Origin of the sequence: Hymenobacter sp. YC55, assembly GCF_029433095.1 — a bacterium.
Lineage (GTDB): Bacteria > Bacteroidota > Bacteroidia > Cytophagales > Hymenobacteraceae > Hymenobacter.
In genome coordinates this window covers 217,223-235,346 of the sequence record NZ_JARNTX010000003.1, presented here as the reverse complement: position 1 = coordinate 235,346, position 18,124 = coordinate 217,223, and the positions used below count along the sequence as shown (strand labels likewise).

Annotated in this window: 15 protein-coding genes; 2 read left to right on the top strand and 13 right to left on the bottom strand. The window is 57.5% G+C overall.

Going from position 1 to position 18,124, the window contains the following annotated elements; translation table 11 throughout:
• Nucleotides 1-68: 68 nt before the first annotated feature.
• The 7 genes from P1X16_RS21310 to P1X16_RS21280 form a co-directional block, all read right to left on the bottom strand.
• The gene (locus P1X16_RS21310) at nucleotides 69-1,508 is read right to left on the bottom strand and encodes a RagB/SusD family nutrient uptake outer membrane protein (RefSeq protein WP_277233544.1); all 1,440 of its coding nucleotides are present in this window, start codon (nucleotides 1,506-1,508) and stop codon (nucleotides 69-71) included.
• Nucleotides 1,509-1,542: 34 nt separating this feature from the next.
• Nucleotides 1,543-4,686 (bottom strand): TonB-dependent receptor, encoded by a 3,144-nt coding sequence (locus tag P1X16_RS21305; RefSeq protein ID WP_277233542.1) that lies wholly within the window; start codon nucleotides 4,684-4,686, stop codon nucleotides 1,543-1,545.
• 177 nt (nucleotides 4,687-4,863) lie between these two features.
• The gene (locus tag P1X16_RS21300; RefSeq protein WP_277233539.1) at nucleotides 4,864-6,051 is read right to left on the bottom strand and encodes a glycoside hydrolase family 88 protein; all 1,188 of its coding nucleotides are present in this window, start codon (nucleotides 6,049-6,051) and stop codon (nucleotides 4,864-4,866) included.
• A 515-nt stretch (nucleotides 6,052-6,566) separates the two neighbouring features.
• Entirely contained in the window at nucleotides 6,567-7,439 is an 873-nt protein-coding gene (locus P1X16_RS21295; protein WP_277233535.1) for a pirin-like C-terminal cupin domain-containing protein, read from the bottom strand.
• Nucleotides 7,440-7,524: 85 nt separating this feature from the next.
• Nucleotides 7,525-7,662 (bottom strand): hypothetical protein, encoded by a 138-nt coding sequence (locus tag P1X16_RS21290; RefSeq protein ID WP_277233532.1) that lies wholly within the window; start codon nucleotides 7,660-7,662, stop codon nucleotides 7,525-7,527.
• Nucleotides 7,663-7,989, bottom strand: coding sequence for a hypothetical protein (locus P1X16_RS21285; protein ID WP_277233530.1), 327 nt, complete (start codon nucleotides 7,987-7,989; stop codon nucleotides 7,663-7,665).
• A gap of 230 nt (nucleotides 7,990-8,219) precedes the next feature.
• Entirely contained in the window at nucleotides 8,220-8,834 is a 615-nt protein-coding gene (locus P1X16_RS21280) for an NAD(P)H-dependent oxidoreductase (RefSeq protein WP_277233527.1), read from the bottom strand.
• Between the two features lie 184 nt (nucleotides 8,835-9,018).
• Here P1X16_RS21280 and P1X16_RS21275 point away from each other — a divergent pair, with 184 nt between their 5' ends.
• Nucleotides 9,019-9,378 carry a helix-turn-helix domain-containing protein gene (locus P1X16_RS21275; RefSeq protein ID WP_277233526.1) on the top strand — a complete coding sequence of 120 codons (360 nt, stop codon included), beginning with the start codon at nucleotides 9,019-9,021 and terminating at the stop codon, nucleotides 9,376-9,378.
• 144 nt (nucleotides 9,379-9,522) lie between these two features.
• Here the strand turns inward: P1X16_RS21275 and P1X16_RS21270 are convergent, their stop codons facing one another.
• The 5 genes from P1X16_RS21270 to P1X16_RS21250 all read right to left on the bottom strand — a co-directional run bounded on the left by P1X16_RS21270 (nucleotide 9,523) and on the right by P1X16_RS21250 (nucleotide 15,480).
• Nucleotides 9,523-10,287, bottom strand: coding sequence for a cyclase family protein (locus tag P1X16_RS21270; RefSeq protein ID WP_277233523.1), 765 nt, complete (start codon nucleotides 10,285-10,287; stop codon nucleotides 9,523-9,525).
• Between the two features lie 329 nt (nucleotides 10,288-10,616).
• A complete protein-coding gene (locus P1X16_RS21265; protein WP_277233520.1) occupies nucleotides 10,617-10,874 on the bottom strand; it encodes a hypothetical protein in 258 nt (85 codons plus the stop codon).
• 147 nt (nucleotides 10,875-11,021) lie between these two features.
• Nucleotides 11,022-11,360 carry a cupin domain-containing protein gene (locus tag P1X16_RS21260; RefSeq protein WP_277233518.1) on the bottom strand — a complete coding sequence of 113 codons (339 nt, stop codon included), beginning with the start codon at nucleotides 11,358-11,360 and terminating at the stop codon, nucleotides 11,022-11,024.
• A 247-nt stretch (nucleotides 11,361-11,607) separates the two neighbouring features.
• Nucleotides 11,608-14,004, bottom strand: coding sequence for a glycoside hydrolase family 3 N-terminal domain-containing protein (locus P1X16_RS21255; RefSeq protein WP_277233515.1), 2,397 nt, complete (start codon nucleotides 14,002-14,004; stop codon nucleotides 11,608-11,610).
• A 30-nt stretch (nucleotides 14,005-14,034) separates the two neighbouring features.
• Nucleotides 14,035-15,480: an alpha-L-fucosidase gene (locus P1X16_RS21250; protein ID WP_277233513.1), complete on the bottom strand. Its 1,446-nt coding sequence runs from the start codon at nucleotides 15,478-15,480 to the stop codon at nucleotides 14,035-14,037.
• A 415-nt stretch (nucleotides 15,481-15,895) separates the two neighbouring features.
• On the opposite strand from P1X16_RS21250, the gene P1X16_RS21245 reads away from it, so the two are divergent.
• Nucleotides 15,896-16,750, top strand: coding sequence for an NAD(P)-dependent oxidoreductase (locus P1X16_RS21245; protein WP_277233510.1), 855 nt, complete (start codon nucleotides 15,896-15,898; stop codon nucleotides 16,748-16,750).
• 248 nt (nucleotides 16,751-16,998) lie between these two features.
• On the opposite strand, the gene P1X16_RS21240 is transcribed toward P1X16_RS21245, so the two are convergent.
• On the bottom strand, nucleotides 16,999-18,033 hold the full coding sequence (locus P1X16_RS21240; protein WP_277233508.1) for a glycoside hydrolase family 43 protein: 1,035 nt from the start codon (nucleotides 18,031-18,033) through the stop codon (nucleotides 16,999-17,001).
• Nucleotides 18,034-18,124 lie beyond the last annotated feature (91 nt).

Below are 18,124 nucleotides of genomic sequence, written 5' to 3'. Positions count from 1 at the left end.
GTCGGGCCACAGTTTATCTTTTATTATCTCAGTAAGCCCGTTACCGGTTTGGCACGTGCTGACCTTGCTTAATACCCGGGGTTTTGCACTAGGCTAGGATTTAAATCTATTTCCCGCTGGGGAATAGGAAACAGGTTGTCGTTTTCGTCTACGTTTGTTTTGCCTTTGGGCTTCAGCACGCTCACCAGCCGATTGGTCCGCACCAGGTCAAACCAGCGGTGCCCTTCGGCGTGTAATTCCCAGCGCCGCTCGTCCCAGAGCCGTTGGCGAAACCCGTCTTTTCCGAGGGCAGCCGTGAAGTCCACCGGCGAGGGGGCCGTTAGGGAGTTACCGTAGGCCCGGCGCCGGATGGGGTTGGCGGCGTTGAGCACGGCCGCCGTAGGACCGCTCAATTCGTTTTCGGCCTCGGCAAACATCAGCAGCACGTCGGCGTACCGGATGATGGGGAAGTTGTTGTTGGCTTCGCCAAAGGCGCGCGCCGATGGGTCCTGGTATTTGTTGAAGTGCTGAAAGGTTTGGACGGTCTGACCGGCTGCATTAACAAAAGAATTAATGAACAGCTCTTTGCGCTTGTCGCCGTTCTGGAAACTGTTGTAGAGCTCGGGCGTGGGGTAAAACGACCCAAAGCCCCGCCCCGTGATAAGCGAATTTTCGGGGGCGAAATACGTAATCATGCCGCTGCCCTGCCCAACGCCGCCGCCCACAAATTGCAGCTCGAACACAGACTCCCGGCCGTTTTTGTTGGCTATGGCAAACACGTCGGCGTAGCGCTCAAACAAGCCGTAGCCGTAACGACCGGCGTTGTCGATGATTTCCTTGGCTTTGTCGCGGGCCGGGGCGTATTCCTTGCGCGTCAAATACACTTTGGCCAGAAAAGCCTTGGCCGCGCCCGCCGTGGCCCGACCCAGATCCGCGCCGGTGAACTTATCCGGCAGCGCAGTTTCGGCCGCCGTAAAGTCGGCTATGATTTGGGCGTACACCTCGTCGGCCGTGGCCTTCGGTACGTTGCGCCCATCGGCTAACGACTTGGTTTCGGTTACGATCAGCGGTACGCCCCCGTACCAGCGCACCAGGTAGAAGTAGTAGAAGGCCCGCATAAACCGCGCCTCGCCCACCAGCCGGCTCTTGAGCGCCTCGTCCATTGCAATGCCCGGAATGCGCTCAATGGCCGCATTGGCCCGGTTGATGCCCTGATAAAGACCTTGCCAGGTCTGGGCAATGATGCCGTTGGTCGGAATGGTTTGAAAGCTCCAAATCTGAATCCGGTCGGCATTGTTAGCCAGCAAATCCATATCGTCGGACGGAATGTCGCCCATGATAATCAGGTTGCGGCTTTGGTCGCCAAGCTGGTTGGCAACGTCATAAACGGCATTGACGGCGGCTATGGCATCACCGGCGTTGGTGTAAAAGTTCTGGGGAGCCAGCGACGAAGGTGGTACTTCCTCCAAGGAGCAGGCTCCGCTGCCCAGGGTTAGGGCTACGAGTAGCAGCGTATGAGTTAGTTTCATGGTTGGGATGCGCGAAGCGTTTAGTGGCGTGGAACTACAAGCTGAGGTTGAGGCCCCCCAGAATGGTTTTGCTACCGGGATAGCTGCCGTAGTCGATGCCCTGGCTCAGGGCGCTCTGCCCGAACCGGTTCACTTCCGGGTCGTAGCCACTGTAGTTGGTGAAGGTTATCCAGTTCTGCAGGCTCACGTACACGCGCACGTTGGTCAGGCGCGCTTTTTTTACCAGTTCCTTGGGCAGCGTATACCCCAAGTTGATGTTGCGAACCCGCAGATACGAGCCGTCTTCAACCTGGCGGTCGGAGATGACGTAGGCGTTGCCCACGGCATTGGCGCGCGGGATGGTGTTGGTCGGGTTGGTGGGCGTCCAGCGGTTCAGCACCTCGCGGCTCTGATTGCTAACCCCCGTCAGCGACTCCAATTCAAAGCGGTTGATGTTGAAAATGTTGTTGCCCGACGTGCCTTGCATAAAGATGCTGAGCTCGAAGCCTTTGTAGGCAAACGTATTGGTTAGCCCCCCGTACAGCTTGGGCTGGGCGTAGCCCAGAATCACCCGGTCGTTGGCGTTGATAACGTTGTTGCCGTCCTGATCTATGTAGCGCCGATCGCCGGGCCGGGCCGTGGGCTGGGCGGAGCTGGCTACCTCGTCCTGAGTTTGAAAAATGCCGTTGGTTTGGTAGCCGAAAAAAGTCCCGATCTGCTCGCCCACGCGCACTATTCCGGAGTTAGGGAGTTGCAAATGGCCGCTGGCGTCCCCCGCCGCAAATTCCCGCTGGCCGCCCAAATCGAGCACTTTGTTGCGGTTGGCCGCAATATTGAACGAGGTCGACCAAGTGAACTTGCCGGTCAGGTTGTTGGTATTGAGGCCGGCTTCAATGCCCCGGTTGCGAATGCTGCCCAAGTTTTGCAAGGCCGATGCGTAGCCCGAGATGTACGGCAACGGCACCTGCAAGAGCAGGTCGGTGGTCTTCTTGTTGTAGTAATCGGCCGTTAGGGTAATGCGGTTGTTCCACAGGCCAAGGTCGAAGCCGAGGTCAGCCTGGGCAGTGGTTTCCCAGCGCAAGTCGGGGTTGGCCACCCGCACCGGCCCGATGCCGATGGCAACGGTGTTGTTGAAGTTGGCGTTCTGGGTGGCCAGCGCCGCCAGCGACTGGTACTGCCCGATTTCCTGGTTGCCGCTTAGGCCGTAGCTGGCCCGCAGCTTCAGGTCGGCGATAACCGGATTGTCTTGCAAAAACCGCTCTTCCGACAAGCGCCAAGCCAGCGAGGCCGAAGGAAAGACGGCGTACTTGTTGCCCTCCCCAAACCGCGAGGAGCCATCGGCCCGTACGGTGGCCGTGAGCAGGTACCGGCCGGCATAGTCGTAGTTGGCCCGGCCGATAAACGAGTTTAGCTGCCACTCATTGGCCGATGAAGTGGGCACGAGGGCCGTGGAAGCGCCCCCGAGGTTATCGTAGGAAAGAATGTCGTTGGCAAACCCCTGGGCCGCCGCCCGCGAGGTCTCGAAGCGGCTGCCCTGCATGGTAAAGCCCGCCAGAAAAGTGAGGTTGTGCACTTCGCCGAACGTTTTTACATAGGACAGCGTGTTTTCATTCAGCCAGGAAGTGGACTGGTCGTTGGTAATTGCTCCCTGGCCGCCCAGCTGAATGCCCGCGGCCGTGTTGCGAGAGATATAGAAGCTGTTTTTACTGTAGTTGGCGTCGGCCCCGAAGCTGGTGCGGAACGTTAGCTCGGGCCGGATTTTGTAGTCCACGAACACGTTGCCAATCAGCCGGCTGCGAACCGTGAGGTTGTCGGTGCCCAGGGCCTGGGCCACCGGGCTGCCAATCTGAATTCGGCCGGGCGTGTTGAACACCACCAAGGTTCCATCGGGATTGTAAACGGGCTGAATAGGCGAGAAATTCAGCGCCCCGTACACCACCGCGCCGCCATTGCCACCATCCGTATCGGTGGGCACGGCCTGGTTGCGGCTGCGCACCACGCTCAGGCTGTTGCCGATGCTGAATTTGTCGTTGATTTTGTGGTCGAAATTAAAGCGAAACGAAGCCCGGTCGAAGCTGGAATTAAGAATGATGCCTTCCTGATCGAGGTAGTTGGCCGATAGGGCGTAGCGGGTTTTATCGCTGCCGCCCGAGGCCGTTATCTGGTAGTTCTGCATGGGCGCTTCGCGGAAAATTTCGTCCTGCCAATCTGTGCCCGCCCCGTAGCCGGCAATCTGCTCGTCGGTAAATACGCGTGGCCGGTTGGCATTCACCTGGGCCTCGTTTACCAGTTCCGCGTACTCGGTGGCGTTGAGCAGGGGAAGCTTTTTGCGGACCTGTTGCATGCCGTAGTACATCTCGAAATCAACCCGGCTTTGCCCGGCTTTGCCGCGGCGGGTTGTCACGAGCACCACGCCATTGGCCCCCCGCGAACCGTAAATAGCCGTGGCGGAGGCATCTTTCAGCACCTCAATACTTTCAATGTCGTTGGGATTCAGGCTGGAGCCATTCTCGTTGTAGACCGGAAAGCCATCGATGACGTAGAGCGGTTCATTGCCCGCATTGATGGAATTGCCCCCCCGAATCCGAATAGACACCCCACCTCCGGGCGCGTTGGACGCCTGCGTCACAAACACGCCCGGCGCCCTTCCTTGCAGGGCCTGGCCCACGCCGGTCACGGGCACAGCCTTGATTTCCTGGGCCGAAACAGAGGCGATGGAGCCGGTAACGTCGCTTTTGCGCTGGGTGCCGTAGCCTACCACCACCACGTCGTCGAGCTGCTTGGTATCGGTCCGGAGGGTGATGTCCACCACGGAGCGCTGACCTAGGGCAACTTCCTGAGGCGCAAAGCCCACGAAGCTGAACACCAGCGTTACGGCCCCGTCGGGCACGGTAAGCTGGTAGCGGCCGTCGGGGCCGGTAGCCGTGCCTTGGGTGGTGCCTTGGCTAGTGCCCTTCACCACTACCACCACGCCCGGCAAGCCTTGGCCCGCTTCATCCCGCACCACGCCCGTAACCGTCCGATCCACTACGGCCGGGCCGTTTTTCTCGCCCAAACCAAAGAAAAGCCCGGACGCGACACTACTGACCGCCAAGGCGCCCGACCGACTTTCAGTCAGGGGCTGCAAGTACGCCGCGCGCGGGTGGGCAAGCAGCGGCAGAAACAAAATGGCTTTACGCCATGGCTGAGAATGTTTCATAGGGTATAAGGGAGTGGGTTTGAGTAGGAATAGCGCGCCCTGGGCCAACTCGGCCGATACTATGCAGCAGGCAGCTTGCCCGAAAAGGAAAGCCTAGCCGCTAGTGCGGAAAAAAGGACACGGGAAAAAAGCGGAATACAGTAACCGACCGGGCAGGCCGTTGCGCAAGGGCTGCCGCTAGAGCCGGTAGGCGGGCTGCTTGCGGAGGGCGTCGTAGCGCAGCAGCGCTTCGAGGTAGTAATAGTCAGCGTACACCAAAGGCACGTTTATCTCGCTCTTGAGGGGCTTTGCGCCCACGCTGTGTTTGAGCAGAAAATTGTTGTTCTCACCTAGCTTAGCCTTGTAAGCTGGGCTGGCTAGGCTTTGCAGCATCTGCACGGCGGCCCGGTAGTAAGGCTGGCTGGAGGCGCCACCGTACGTGCATAGTTCCAATAAAGCGGCGGCGGTAATGGCGGCCGCGGAGGCATCGCGCTCCTCGTTCGGAATATTGGGAGCGTTGAAATCCCAATACGGCACCTTGTCGGCGGGCAGGTTGGGGTGGTTGAGGTAGAAGTCGGCGATGCGCTGGGCCTGGGCCAGGTACTTGGGGTCTTTGGTTTCGCGGTACATGACCGTGTAGCCGTAGAGGCCCCAGGCTTGCCCCCGCGCCCAGGCCGACTCGTCGGCCGCACCCTGGTGCGTCTGGCGCTTGAGCACCTTACCCCCCGGCGCGTAGCACACCACATGGTACGAGCTCTGATCGGGCCGGAAATGGTTTTTGAGGGTGCTATCAGCGTGCGAGATAGCCACGTTGTAGAGCCGCTTGTCGCCCGACTGCCGGGCCGCCCAAAACAGGAGCTCCAAATTCATCATATTGTCGATGATGACCGGATACGTGTACTCGCCTAGCGAGTTCCAAGACTTGATTACGCCAATGGTCGGGTCGAAGCGGGTACTCAGCGACTGCGCGCCGGTGAGCAGCACGGGCCGATACGCCGGGTTTTGGGTGAGCCGGTAGCCGTTGCCGAACGGACAGTAGAGCATAAATCCCAGGTCGTGGGTACCGGTGTTGGTTTGCTCTTTGGCCATTGCCATCGTCCAGTTGTCCGCGGCAGTTTTCCATTTCTCGTCTTTGGTAAACTCGTAGAGATACCACAGCGAGCCGCCAAAAAACCCACTGCACCACCACTCCGACGGTTTGTCGCGCAGGGAGCCATCGGGGTTGGTGGAGTGCGGAAACCGGCTTTTATCGGGGTGGGTATCGAGCAGCCGCTTGTACTGCTGAGCGGCGAAGGCAAATTCCTTCTGTACGTCGAGCTGCTTTTGAGCGTAAACAGGGGCCGCGAGTACAAGCAAAAACCATAAAAGCGTAGTTTTTCGAATCATGAAGCGGGGTAATGGAGTGGGTGGGAATAGGCCAGCGGAAACTCGAAAAGAGAACAGTATAAAACCCTGGGGCTTCATTTAAAAAATACAATAACAGAATAATACTCCTTGCTGGATAGGAAGCGCTTATAACGCTCGTTGGTCGGTTGACAACCTGTTCATATAGGTATAAACTAAGATTACCTAAGTGAATTCAGTGTGTATATCAACTAATTAGTCAAAAAACTCAAGCTTAAGTCAAAAATAATTTCCGTAAACGTTTACGGCAACCCTTGTATTCGCCGTTTTGATGAGAGCTGGCATCCCTTCAAATCATATAATTAAGCTGAGCCTTGTCGGCACGTCGACACGCGTCCTCAACAACGGACATGCCGGATGAGGGCAATTGTATCACCCTCATCCGGCAGCTTTCCGGCTTTATCGTCTTGACTTAATTGGTGTGCCTGCTTAGAAGCAGGCTGGGTATGGAATCAGAGTAGGCTTGGGGGTGGACCAGCAAAGCATGGTGTCGCCTCTTACAGCAGGATTCTTTGGCTGCAGGGCAACGTTTCAATGTGCTTCAGCCGGCCTTGCCGGTAGTTGTAATATAGCCGGTTGATGTCGTCGGCACTATCCCCGATAAAGGGCCCGTGAGAAATCATGCTTTCCCCGGTTGGCTTGCCGGCATACAGCACAAACCGGGTACCTGCTTCGCCGGCCGTTATCTGCAGTTCACTTAGCTCGTCTTGGGTTGACAAATCCAGCCAGCCCACCCGGTCGACTTGCAGCAAGCTTTCTTCTTGTCCCACCTTGGCGCTGCCCTGCAGCACGTACAAGAGCGTGTTGAAGTTGGCCGGCAGTTGCAACGTAGTGGTTACGTGGGCGGCGATGCGGATATCGGCAATAATGATGGGAACGTAGTTTTCAACCGGCGAGGTTAGCCCGGCCAACGTGCCACTGTATAGCTTTATCTCGACGTCATTCTGCTGCAACGTGGGCACGTGCTCCAGCGGCAGGTCCTGCACTCTGGGGGTTACCCACCGGTCTTTCTTCGGCAGATTCACCCACAATTGCAGCAGGCGCATCCTGGCTATTTTATCAATGGTTTCGGTATGCACCACCCCACTGCCGGCGGTCATCATCTGAAAGTCACCGCTTTTCAGCCGGTAAGCCTCGTCCCCCATTTCCCCTTCCAGCAGCAACGACACGGTTTCGAAGCCAGCGTGCGGATGGGGGCCGCCCACCGGGGTCGTATCTTTCTTGTCTAGCCTATCGTCCATCAAAACGATGAAAGGGTCGCTTTGCGCGTAGTTGCCGCCAATGACCGAACGCGCAATGTGCTCAGGCCCCATAAAGCCCGGGTGGCCCGCGGGGGTATTTATGCGTACTACTTTCCTTTTGAGTGCCATGATTCTATCTGGCTAGGTATAAATTTCAGATGACTGTGCTAGCAAGTGCAGCGGGTGAGCCTCTACGGCATCTAAGCGCCTATCACTAGGCTATACCACTGAAGCTAAGCGTGAAATCGTCGTCGATGGCTTTGCCGTCGATGCCTTTGAAAGAGAGCTTCGAGCCGTATTTGATGTCGTGGTGCGTGCGGTTGATGACGGCCGTATGCGTGGCGAGCCGCACTTAGCAAGGGCTAGCATGTGGGGGGCGCTGTTGCGAGGAGCCTGCTGGCCAGGCATGAACCTTGGCAGCAAGTTCTTTTGCCGCGCAACGGAACACGGATTCCACCTTGGGAAATAGCATGATGCCCCATAGCACGCCATCAAGAAAACCGGGTATGCCCGTTAGGTCGTCGAGTAGCTTGGCCAGCAAGCTACCCCATTTGCTAAAACCGCTGGTGGGCCGCAGCGCGGGTTGAGTGGTGGCTGCGAGAGAAGAATGCGGCCGGGTGGGCCGTTGGTAACGACTCTTACGCGCCCGAAGTGAAAGACTTCTGGATGCGGGTAACATAATAATTAATGCAGGAAAACAGGGACCAGCTTAGCTGATCATAAGAACGTGGTGGCGTTTTTAACTGCCCACCTAAAGCCACGAATGGGAGTTATGAAACCATTCCCTAGCGGAGGGCAGCGTCAAGATCCAATTTCTGGTACCACCTAGGAGTTGCTGCGTACCTGAAAGAGGACTGTGGGAAAGCTTGTCAGGCCGGTATTGGTATGCCCGGCCTGACAAGCTTTTCCTTAGGAAGCAAAAGCGCCTTGAAAGTTGATGCTAGCAAGCGCTTTTGGCAGCGCCTCCGCTTGCAGCGTGGGAATACTGGTGCCCTCCACGCGGAACACCGTTACGTCGGTCATACCTAGGAAACCGAGCACGGCCTTCAGGTAGGGCACGACAAAGTCGTAGGAAGTCATGGGGCCTTCGGAGTAAACGCCGCCACTCGACATGGCGATGTATATCTTCTTGCCTTTCACTAGGCCTTCGGGGCCTTCAGCCGTGTAGCGGAAGGTGAGGCCAGCGCGAGCAATGTGGTCAATCCACGCCTTCAGGGTCGAGGCAATGCCAAAGTTGTAGAGTGGAGCGCCAATAACGATGGTATCGGCCGCCATTATTTCAGCAATGGCCTCATCGGAATGGCGCACGGCGGCTTGCTGCTCCACTGAGCGACCTTCGGCGGGCGTGAAGAAGGACTGCAAGTGCGCTTCCTCTAAATGGGGGAAAGGCTTATTGGTTAGGTCGTGGACCTTTACGGAGCTGCCAGGATAGGCAGCTACTAATTTTTCAACTACGCCATTTGCTAGCTGGGTGCTGTACGAAGCAGCCCCCCGGGGGATGGAGAGGATTTGCAGAATCTGCATGATAGATAACGTAAGGGATTGGAAAAGGCTTTCCGTGTGAAAGCGAAGCAAATGTAAAAGATTTTACTTACATAAAGTAAGTAGGTCACAAAATGTTGGTAATTAATAAAAAGAAAGTAGTTACCTTTAGGTAAGTGTTTTTCATTTTTTGCGTACTTTTAGTGAGTAGCAAATCCTTTTTCCCATGGAAATTCATTCGCATACCCACTGTTTGAGCGCTATGCCAGCATTGCGTCAGGCGTTGACGGTGCTCAATGGCAAATGGAAGCTCCCCATCCTGATGGCCATCCGGGCCGGCAGCAGCCGCTTCGGCGAAATCGAACGCAGCGTGCCGGGCATTTCGGGCAAGGTGCTGGCCAAGGAATTGAAAGACCTCGAAGACCACCGGCTTCTGCAGCGCATCGTGCATGCGGGCCCGCCCGTTGCCGTTACCTACGCCGTGCTGCCGTACGCCGAAACCCTGGACCCCATCATCTTTATGCTGCGCGACTGGGGCTCACAGCACCAGCGGCTGTTAGAAAGCACGCCGTCGGTAAACACCTAAGCTCAACCGATGGCTCCCGGCAGTTAGGAGCCGCTAGAAATTTTGTCTTGTTATCAGAAAGCCACTACGCTGCCGCACGCAGCTCAAATCCAAGTGCTGTCATTAGCTTGATTTGAGCCCATGTACGGCTGCGTGGACTGCTGCTTAATCTAGAATAGCCACCACACGGGCCGGCGCTGCCGACGCGCCCACAATCTTGAGCGGAAATACACACACCTTGAAACCGGTTGGCGGCAACGACTCCAGGTTTACTAGCTGCTCAATATGACAATACTCCAGTTCCAAGCCCACTAGGTGCGCTTGCCAGAACAGGTTGGGGTCGTTGTGTTGCTTGGCTTGTTGCACCAGGTAGGGCAACGGCAAGTCCCAGCCCCACTGGTCAATACCCATCACCTTGATGCCTTGTTCAATCAACCAACGGGTGCTCTCCGCCGTCATACCGGTGCCTACCTCGGCAAATTTTTTGGTGCCATTGAGCTTGTCGCGGCCCGTGCGGATAAGCACAATCATGCCGGGCTGCAGGACCACGCCCGACTGGCGCAGCGCTCCTTGCAAATCCGACACGGTAATAGGGTCGAAATCAGCTTTATGGCTTATGTCAATCACGGCCCCTGGCCCGTAACACCAGTCGAGCGGAATCTGGTCGATGGTTTTGGCGGGCTGCCCGGCCACCGTTGGGCCGTAGTGCCAAGGCGCGTCTAGGTGGGTGGTAGCGTGCACGCCCATCGATTGTATCGTATCATCGGCCCAGCCAACAAACTGCTTCGGGAAAAGCCGAAAGGGCAAGCCCAGAAAGCGAATCAACCAGCGCGCTTGCCGATGCGCTTTGTGCTTGATTTTGACGCGCATGTACCACGGGTCGTTGGCGTTGTAGCGAATGGGCTTGGAGAGGTCAATCAAACGAGGCATAGAAGGAAAGCTGATTGTTGTTTTGCCGCTAACTGCCGCTGCTTGCTACTTTCCTGTAGCAGCCAGTACCGACCAACCGCCTGGAATAAGCAGCGCGAAGCTATTGGCGAACAAGTTTAAGCTGTTAGGAAAGTAAGCCTTCAGCGACTATTGGGCTGATGGGCTAGTACCCCTACCCAAAGCTGCCGAGCAGCCGCTAATGAGGCAAAAGTTGCACGGTGGTACTTCTCGTGCATCGCCCACCGGTAGGCGGTGAGCCCAATTTGGGTGTTCTTTTTGAACTACTGGAAAAAGTAAGCGAAGTGTTGAAATCTTAAATCTTCGGCAAGTTAGCCGATAGGGACGTCGCTGTGCACGAGCTGCTGCTTGGCTTCCAGCAACCGTCGGTTGCGCAGAACGTCGCCGGCTGGCTTGCCCGTCATGTACTTGCACACCTCGTTGACCCGGTGCACCGTAAGCGCCAACTGCTCGGCGTAAAACGAAAGGCTATGCGGCGCGCGAAAATACTCTTCCACTAAGGCCCGGAAGCGCCTGACCAGGAGCATGCTGGCCAGGTCCTGCCGGCTGGAGTAAGGGTAGATAATCAAGCGCTGAATACAATTGAGCAGGATAAAGAGCGTATGTCCTAATAACGACGCTGATTTCTCAGCCGAGTCTACTTCCAGCAGTCCATGCTGGCAATGACGGGCAATAGTAATTTGCCAAACGGGGCAGCCCCTCTATTTCTAGCGCGGCTAACTCAGAATGGTTTCCATGCCGGCCAGTTCAAACGTCAGGTTTACCGACCGGGAACCTTGGGGCCGGGTACGGTGGCGCACGTTGGCCGGAACAGTGAACAGTTGGCCGGGGGCTAGCTCCACGGTTCGCTCTTCTAAGTCGATGCACACCACGCCCTCCACAACTAGAAACACTTCGTCGCTGTTGGGATGAAAGTGCCAAACGTACGGCTCCGTCATGACACTAAGCCGCACGACGTGGTCGTTCACCAACGAAAGCGGAATGTTTTGGTAGCGGTCAATCCCTTGGGTTATTTGCTTTATAGCAACTACGGTAAGCGGTGAGGGCACAAGCATGTTACTTAGTTTAGGAGGATAGTCAAATTCAGGGGTTAAGAGTGGAATATATTCACGAAAAGGCTTTGCAAGTAATGCGTCCGCAATTTCAAGTTCCGCTATTCCTTTGCTGGTCTTAAGCACCCGATTCAAAGATGAGTAAGCCCCACCGTTGGCGTATAGGCCCCGCTCCGCAGTTGTAGCTATGCGAGTGGGATTGGGTTCATTCGGCTTGAGCTTAAATGGTTTCCGCTAGATTCCTCTGCCGCTACTGTACGTTCTTTACCGCCTGATTTACATTGAACTGCGCTTCAAGCCGAATATCTTCCGATGAAGCGCCGACCAGCACGGTAAAGGTGCCCGGCTCTACCACCCATTGCAGATTCGTATTTAGTAACATCAGGTCTTCGGCCGTTAGCTCAAATGCCACTTCCCGCTGCTGGCCAGCTGCCAGCGTGAGCCGCTGAAACTTTTTCAACTGCCGGGCCGGGGTGACGACCGAACTCACCTCGTCGCGCAGGTAAAGCTGCGCGACTTCGTCGCCAGCACGGGTACTGGTGTTTTTCACGGTGAAGCGCACCGTTACCCGCACCGCCCCCGGATTTTCGGCCGCCTTAACCTGCAAGCCCGAGTACTCGAACTTACTGTAGCTCAGGCCATGTCCGAAGCTGTAGAGCGGTTTGGCGCTGGTTTCAACGTAATCGTGCTTGATGGGGCGCTTGGCGTTGTAGTAAACCGGGAGTTGCCCTACGTGCCGGGGCACCGAGATGGGTAGGCGGCCGGCGGGGTTATAGTCGCCAAACAGCACGTCGGCTACGGCGTGGCCGCCTTCCTGGCCGGGATACCACGCATCCACAATAGCCGGCACGTGGGTGGCCATCCAATTCAGGTTGAGCGGGCGGCCCTTAATGAGCACGACTACTACCGGGGTGCCAGTCGCTACTACGGCCCGGAGCAGTTCCTGCTGCCGGCCAAGTAAGTCGAGCGTGGCTCGGTCGTAGCCCTCGCCGCTTTCCATGTCGCTGAGAAGTTGCCCGCCTGCGGTGGCCGTGACCGTGGCCGCCCCCGTGCTCTGATATTCGGTTTTGAAGTCGCGGGCACTGGAGCCCCCGAGCACCACCACCGCCACCTGCGCCTGACGGGCCGCTGCTACGGCCTCGGCGATGTTGGCGTTGGTTGTATCCCGAATGGCGCAGCCTTGGGCGTAGAGCACCTGCGTGACCGGCGACACTTTTGCGCGGATGCCTTCGAGCACCGTCACGACGTTGCTTTCCGGTTGGGGCGCGGTGTAGTCGCCAAGTTGGTTGTACAGGTTGTCGGCATTGGGGCCGATTACGGCTATGCGTTGCAGGGTCTTGGCGAGCGGCAGCACATCTTGGTCGTTTTTCAACAGCACGATTGACTCCTGCGCCACCTGCCGGGCCAGGTGCACGTGAGCCAAGTTTTTCACCAGCTTCGTTGCTTTTTTAGGCTCCACGTAGGGATTCTCAAATAACCCCATCTCGAACTTCACTTGCAGCACCCGGCCCACGGCGCGGTCGAGCGCCTCGGGGGAAACCAGCTTTTGCTCAATGGCGGTTAGCAGTTCTTTGTCGTAACCGTAGCCGCTTAGGTCGGCATCGAGGCCGGCGTTGAGTGCTAGGGCCGCTGCCTCGGTTGGGGTAGCGGCCACGTGGTGGCTACCTACCAGCCCCGAGATGCTGCCTAAATCCGATACCGTGAAGCCTTGAAACCCCCATTGCTTCCGCAGCACATCGGTTAGCAACCACTCGCTGGCCGAGCAAGGCACTCCATCGATGGAGTTGTAGGCCGTCATAACGGATAAGGCTCCCGCTTTTACCGCTGCCCGAAACGGCGGCAAATAGCTCTGGTACAGTTCGCGAGTACCGGTGCTGATGCTGCCCCCGTTGTGGCCCCCTTCCGGCACGCCGTAGGCCGTGAAGTGCTTAAGGGTCGACACCACGTTCAGCCCGCTTTTCAGGCTATTTCCCTGGAAGCCCTGCACCATCGCAGCTCCCATCTGCCCGTTAAGCACCGGATCTTCGCCGTACGTTTCCTCGACCCGCGACCAGCGCGGCTCGCGGGCCAAGTCCAAGACCGGGCCGTAGCCGATATGGGCGCCCTGCACCCGCGCTTCACTGGCAATGGCGGCCGCCATGCGCTGAATAAGGGCCGGGTTCCAGGTGCTGCTCTGCCCGATGGAAGTCGGGAACACCGTGGTGCCGATGGCCATGTGGCCGTGCGGGCACTCCTCGGCCAGCAGCAGCGGAATATGCAGCCGCGTGTGCTCGACGGCGTACTTCTGCAAGGCGTTGGTGGCCTCGGCTGCCTGCGTAGGGTTCAGGCCGGTTTTCAGCGTCTTCTTAGTCCACGGGTCGGCGCGCAGCGTGGCCCATAGCGCCCCGATGTGGCGCTCGTCTACTGCTTTCTTGTACGCCGCACTGACCCCGACCCGCGGCCCTTCTTTCTGGTACATCTCCCAGCCGAGCAGCGTTGAAAGCTGTCCTACTTTTTCCGCCACCGTCATGCGCGCTAGCAGGTCCTGCACTCTGGCTTCGGTGGGCGCGCGCGGGTCTTGGTAGAGGGGCTTGCGCTGCTGGGCCGTAGCGGTAGTGAAACTAAGCCAGCACAGCCCGAGCGTTAGAAGGGTAGTGATACGAAACATAGTGAAGCAGTAAAACAGCGGAAACCGAGGTTATTCGGCTACAAAGGCAAAGACCAGCGCCGGGTAAGCACCCGCCTGTTGGGTTAGGTCAGGGGGCAGGGTGAGCTTGACTTTGTTGCCTTCGCGGGTCCACTGCACGGCTTTGCCGGTTTGTAGGAGTTTTAGCTGGCTGCCTTTTGCGGGTAGGTTACCAGTCCATTCCAGGGTGGCGGGCGGCGGCTGGTTTTCGGGTAGGCACACAATAGCGTAGCGGGTTCCCTTTTTGCCTTGGGTGAAATAGGTGCGGCCGTCCTGAAATCGGGCGGTAGCGCGGGTGTTGTAAATAGCCTCGCCGTTCACGTCCAGCCACTTGCCAATAACCGCTAGCCGCGTCACGGCTTCGTCGGCCAGGGTGCCGTCGGGCTTGGGGCCAACGCCAAGCAGCAAGCTGCCACCTTTGGCTACCACCTCCACCAGCGAATGGATGATCTTGGTGGGCGACTTGTAGGTGTCGTTGGGTACGTAGCCCCAGTTGTTGGCCAAAGTCAGGCAGCTTTCCCAGGGGGTAGCGAGCGGCAACTCGGGCACGCGCTGCTCGGGCGTCTGGTAGTTTTCGTAGGGGCCGTGCACGGTGCGGTCGACCAGCAGCAAACCGGGCTGGGCCTGCCGCGCCATGGCCGCAATGCGCGGCATGTCTACGTCCTGGCTGAACTCAGGAATGGGCGCGCCCCAGGAGCGCACTTCCGCATTCACGGTTTCGCGGGGCCGCACCCAGCCGCCGTCGAGCCACAGAATATCCATCCGGCCGTAGTCGTGCATCAGCTCGCTGATTTGGTTGTAGGTAAAGCTTTTGTACTGCTGCCAGCGCCAGGGGTACTTCCTGATATCGTAGTTGACGTTGCGGTTGGGAGTGGCGTACTTCGGCCACCAGAACTGCGGCGAGTGCCAGTCGGGCTTCGAGAAGTAGGCCCCGATCATAAAACCTTCCCGGCGAAACGCCTCGAACACGTATTTGGCCACGTTGGCTCGCGCATTGTCGCGAAACGGCCCGTTGGTAATCTTGAAGTCTGATTGCTTGGTGTCAAACATGCTGAAGCCGTCGTGGTGCTTGGTGGTAAACACCAAATAGCGCATGCCGGCCTTTTTCGCGACGGCCGCCCACTGGTCGGGGTTGAACTTCACCGGGTTGAACTGCTGACTTAATCCCCAGTACCACTTTTTGTAGTCCTCGTAGGCTACGGTGCTGTCACGCTCTATCCAGTCTTCCGAGCACAACTGCCACGACTCGATGATGCCCGGCACGGCATACAACCCCCAGTGCAGTATCAACCCGAATTTTTGGTCGCGCCAGCGTTCCAGCTTTTGCTTTACCAGGGGGTCGGTGGGAGCTTCGTACTGAGTGGATTGCGGGTGAATACCTTGCTCTTGGGCACCCACCGGCCGGGCACTAGTGGCAGCTAATAAGGCAAAAGCGAGAGTAACTTTTTTTGCATGCATAAGCAAGGTGATAAGGGAGCCGCTCGATACGGGATTTGCATAGCATAGGCTATCTTCAGATCACGCTACGCAGGAGTGCCTTCTACTGGTCTCAGGAAAACATGAAACGGCTCGGCAAAGCCGGAGAGCATGTAGTAAGATCATAAGTAGCTACCCGAAAGGTGCTGCTTTTTATTTCTATTCTCCTCCCGAAAGGTGCTGCTTTTTATTTCTATTCTCCTCTTTTTCTACGCTTGTATCTAGGCAGCTTTCCAGATCGTTCTCGAACTAAGTACAGATTTTAACTTCCGTCCGGGGTTGGTTATACTTGTACTTTTCTTTGTAGTGGTATTTTTGAAGGCAAGGTTTGGCTTGCCGGGTCTTAGGGTGAGGTTTTGCCTTGTACCTGATTGTCACTTGCTTGAATGCTTTTACAATGCGTTTCACCGCACCGATTTTCGTTACTGGTTCTGCGGGCCGGCTAGGTCAGGAAGTGGTATTATTGCTGCGTCAGCGGGGCTACCGAGTCATAGGGGCTGATTTGGTGCTTGCTCCTACCACGGATATTCTGCTCGATATCCGCAACAGGGAAGCTGTTCTGGAAGCAACCCGGGGTTGCGGGGCCGTGATTCATACCGCCGCCTTGCACGGCAAGCATTATGACCTGCAAATACCCCGGTTGGAATTCGTTTATACCAACGTAGAAGGCACGCTGCATTTGCTTGATGCCTGCGTAGCGCACCAGATCCAAAAGTTTGTTTACACAAGCACCACGTCCATCTACGGCCAAGCGCTAGTAAATCCCCACCAAGCCGTCTGGGTCGACGAGGAATTGCCCCCGCAACCTCGCGACATCTACGACATCACCAAACAGGCCGCCGAAGCCCTCTGCCGGGATTTCTTCGAGAAAGAAGGCCTGGAAACTACGGTGCTCCGAGTCGGCCGCTTTTTGCCCGAATCGCCCAACCTGGCCGCCAACCACCGCCTTTACCGGGGCCTAGATGCGCGCGACGGCGCGCTGGGCCATGTGCTTGCCTTAGAACACCCGTTTTCCAGCTTCGAGGTTTTCAACATTGCGGCGGGCAGCCCGTTCGAGCAAGCCGATTTACCCCTTCTAAAGCACGACCCCACCGCCGTCATTGGCCGCCGTTTACCGGAAGCTACGCACATTTATCAACAACGAGGCTGGACCTTCCCGAGCAGTATTGACCGGGTGTATCGAATCGAGAAGGCGCAGCGGATGCTAGGCTACCGCCCCCGCTATACGGCACAGTACCTACTACAAGAATAAGTGCGGCGGGCGCCCGTCTGCTTGGGTTCAATACCAACTCGGCGCGCGAATACTGCCGACTGGTTTGCGTTGTGCGCACGCGCGTGCGCACAACGCAAACCAGTCGGCCCAAGCTGCAAGGGAGGAGTGAGAGGCAAATAAAAAGGTACGAAAGGTGCTCCGCTGAGCCAAAATAAAAATTCCATAAGTGTTTGACACACAAATGTTCAGGCACATCCTACTAAAGCCCATCATCAGCTGGTCTGCGCTTACTCACCCGAGGGTGCGGGTTGGCGCTCGGTCAGCGGCACTGGCTCCCCGAAACGGGGCGTACCGTCCGCATTCCAACTGAAGCGCTGCATGCGCGCGCTGCGGCCTTCGCACTTGCCATCCGCCGCCGCTTTGGCGTGGTAGACAATCCAATCCTGGCGTCCATCCGGCGACTTAGTGAAGCAATTATGCCCGGTGCCCCACACGCCATTTTTTGCCGAAGGCTGAAAAACGGGGGCCGTTGCTTTCGTCCAGGAGGCGGGGTTGAGGGGGTCACTTCCCTTCGGTGCCGTGAGCATACCCAAGCAGTAGTTGTCGTCCCAGCAGGCACTGGCCGAATATATCACCAAGAGCTGGCCTTGCTGCCCGGCCAGAAACTCGGGACCTTCCAAAATCTGGCGGCCCCCGCCCTTTTCCCAAGCTAGCGTGGGCTGGGCAATGATAACTTCTTTACCGGCCGCTAGCGCCCAGGGGGTTTGCATGGGGGCAATGGCAAGCACGCTTTGCGGCCCCACGTAGGCCGAGTACAGGAAGTAGCGCTGCCCTCCTTGTTGAAATACCGAGCCATCGAGGCCCGGGTAGCGGGTGTTGACTTGGCCCCGGTCGACCCAGGTGCCGGTGGTGGGGTCGGCACCCGCGTTTTCGAGCACGAACACATGCCGGCTCTGGTCGCCCGGGTTGGCCTTGTCGGTGGCCGTGTAGTAGAGATACCACTTGCCATCGAGCCGATGTAGTTCCGGAGCCCAGATCTGGGTGGAGTTGGGGCCCGTGGCGGGCGGCGTCCAAACGATGGTGGCCGGTGCCTCGTGCACTTCACTCACGGCCTTGGTTTTCCAGAGCGTGATGTTTTTGCCCGTGGTGTTGGTGTAATAATAAAATCCGCCGTGCTGCGTGACCCACGGATCGGGGCCCTCATCCCGCAAGGGATTGGTAAAGGTGCGGACCGGTGGCGCCTGGGCCGAGGCACGGGGGCGCACACCAACGGCAAGCACAGCACTGAGAAACACGACGCGAAGAAGTGAGCAGACGTTCATAAAGCGGGAAAAAAGAGCTAGTGCGGCGCCGGTAAGTTCACGAATTCCCCGAGCAATTCTGTTGTTGCCACGCCAACCGACTTGCCCAGCT

Coding starts and splice junctions, on each gene's coding strand:
- P1X16_RS21310 (WP_277233544.1), bottom strand. CDS start 1,508: ATGAAACTAACTCATACGCTGCTACTCGTAGCCCTAACCCTGGGCAGC.
- P1X16_RS21305 (WP_277233542.1), bottom strand. CDS start 4,686: ATGAAACATTCTCAGCCATGGCGTAAAGCCATTTTGTTTCTGCCGCTG.
- P1X16_RS21300 (WP_277233539.1), bottom strand. CDS start 6,051: ATGATTCGAAAAACTACGCTTTTATGGTTTTTGCTTGTACTCGCGGCC.
- P1X16_RS21295 (WP_277233535.1), bottom strand. CDS start 7,439: ATGGCACTCAAAAGGAAAGTAGTACGCATAAATACCCCCGCGGGCCAC.
- P1X16_RS21285 (WP_277233530.1), bottom strand. CDS start 7,989: ATGTTACCCGCATCCAGAAGTCTTTCACTTCGGGCGCGTAAGAGTCGT.
- P1X16_RS21280 (WP_277233527.1), bottom strand. CDS start 8,834: ATGCAGATTCTGCAAATCCTCTCCATCCCCCGGGGGGCTGCTTCGTAC.
- P1X16_RS21275 (WP_277233526.1), top strand. CDS start 9,019: ATGGAAATTCATTCGCATACCCACTGTTTGAGCGCTATGCCAGCATTG.
- P1X16_RS21270 (WP_277233523.1), bottom strand. CDS start 10,287: ATGCCTCGTTTGATTGACCTCTCCAAGCCCATTCGCTACAACGCCAAC.
- P1X16_RS21260 (WP_277233518.1), bottom strand. CDS start 11,360: ATGCTTGTGCCCTCACCGCTTACCGTAGTTGCTATAAAGCAAATAACC.
- P1X16_RS21255 (WP_277233515.1), bottom strand. CDS start 14,004: ATGTTTCGTATCACTACCCTTCTAACGCTCGGGCTGTGCTGGCTTAGT.
- P1X16_RS21250 (WP_277233513.1), bottom strand. CDS start 15,480: ATGCATGCAAAAAAAGTTACTCTCGCTTTTGCCTTATTAGCTGCCACT.
- P1X16_RS21245 (WP_277233510.1), top strand. CDS start 15,896: ATGCGTTTCACCGCACCGATTTTCGTTACTGGTTCTGCGGGCCGGCTA.
- P1X16_RS21240 (WP_277233508.1), bottom strand. CDS start 18,033: ATGAACGTCTGCTCACTTCTTCGCGTCGTGTTTCTCAGTGCTGTGCTT.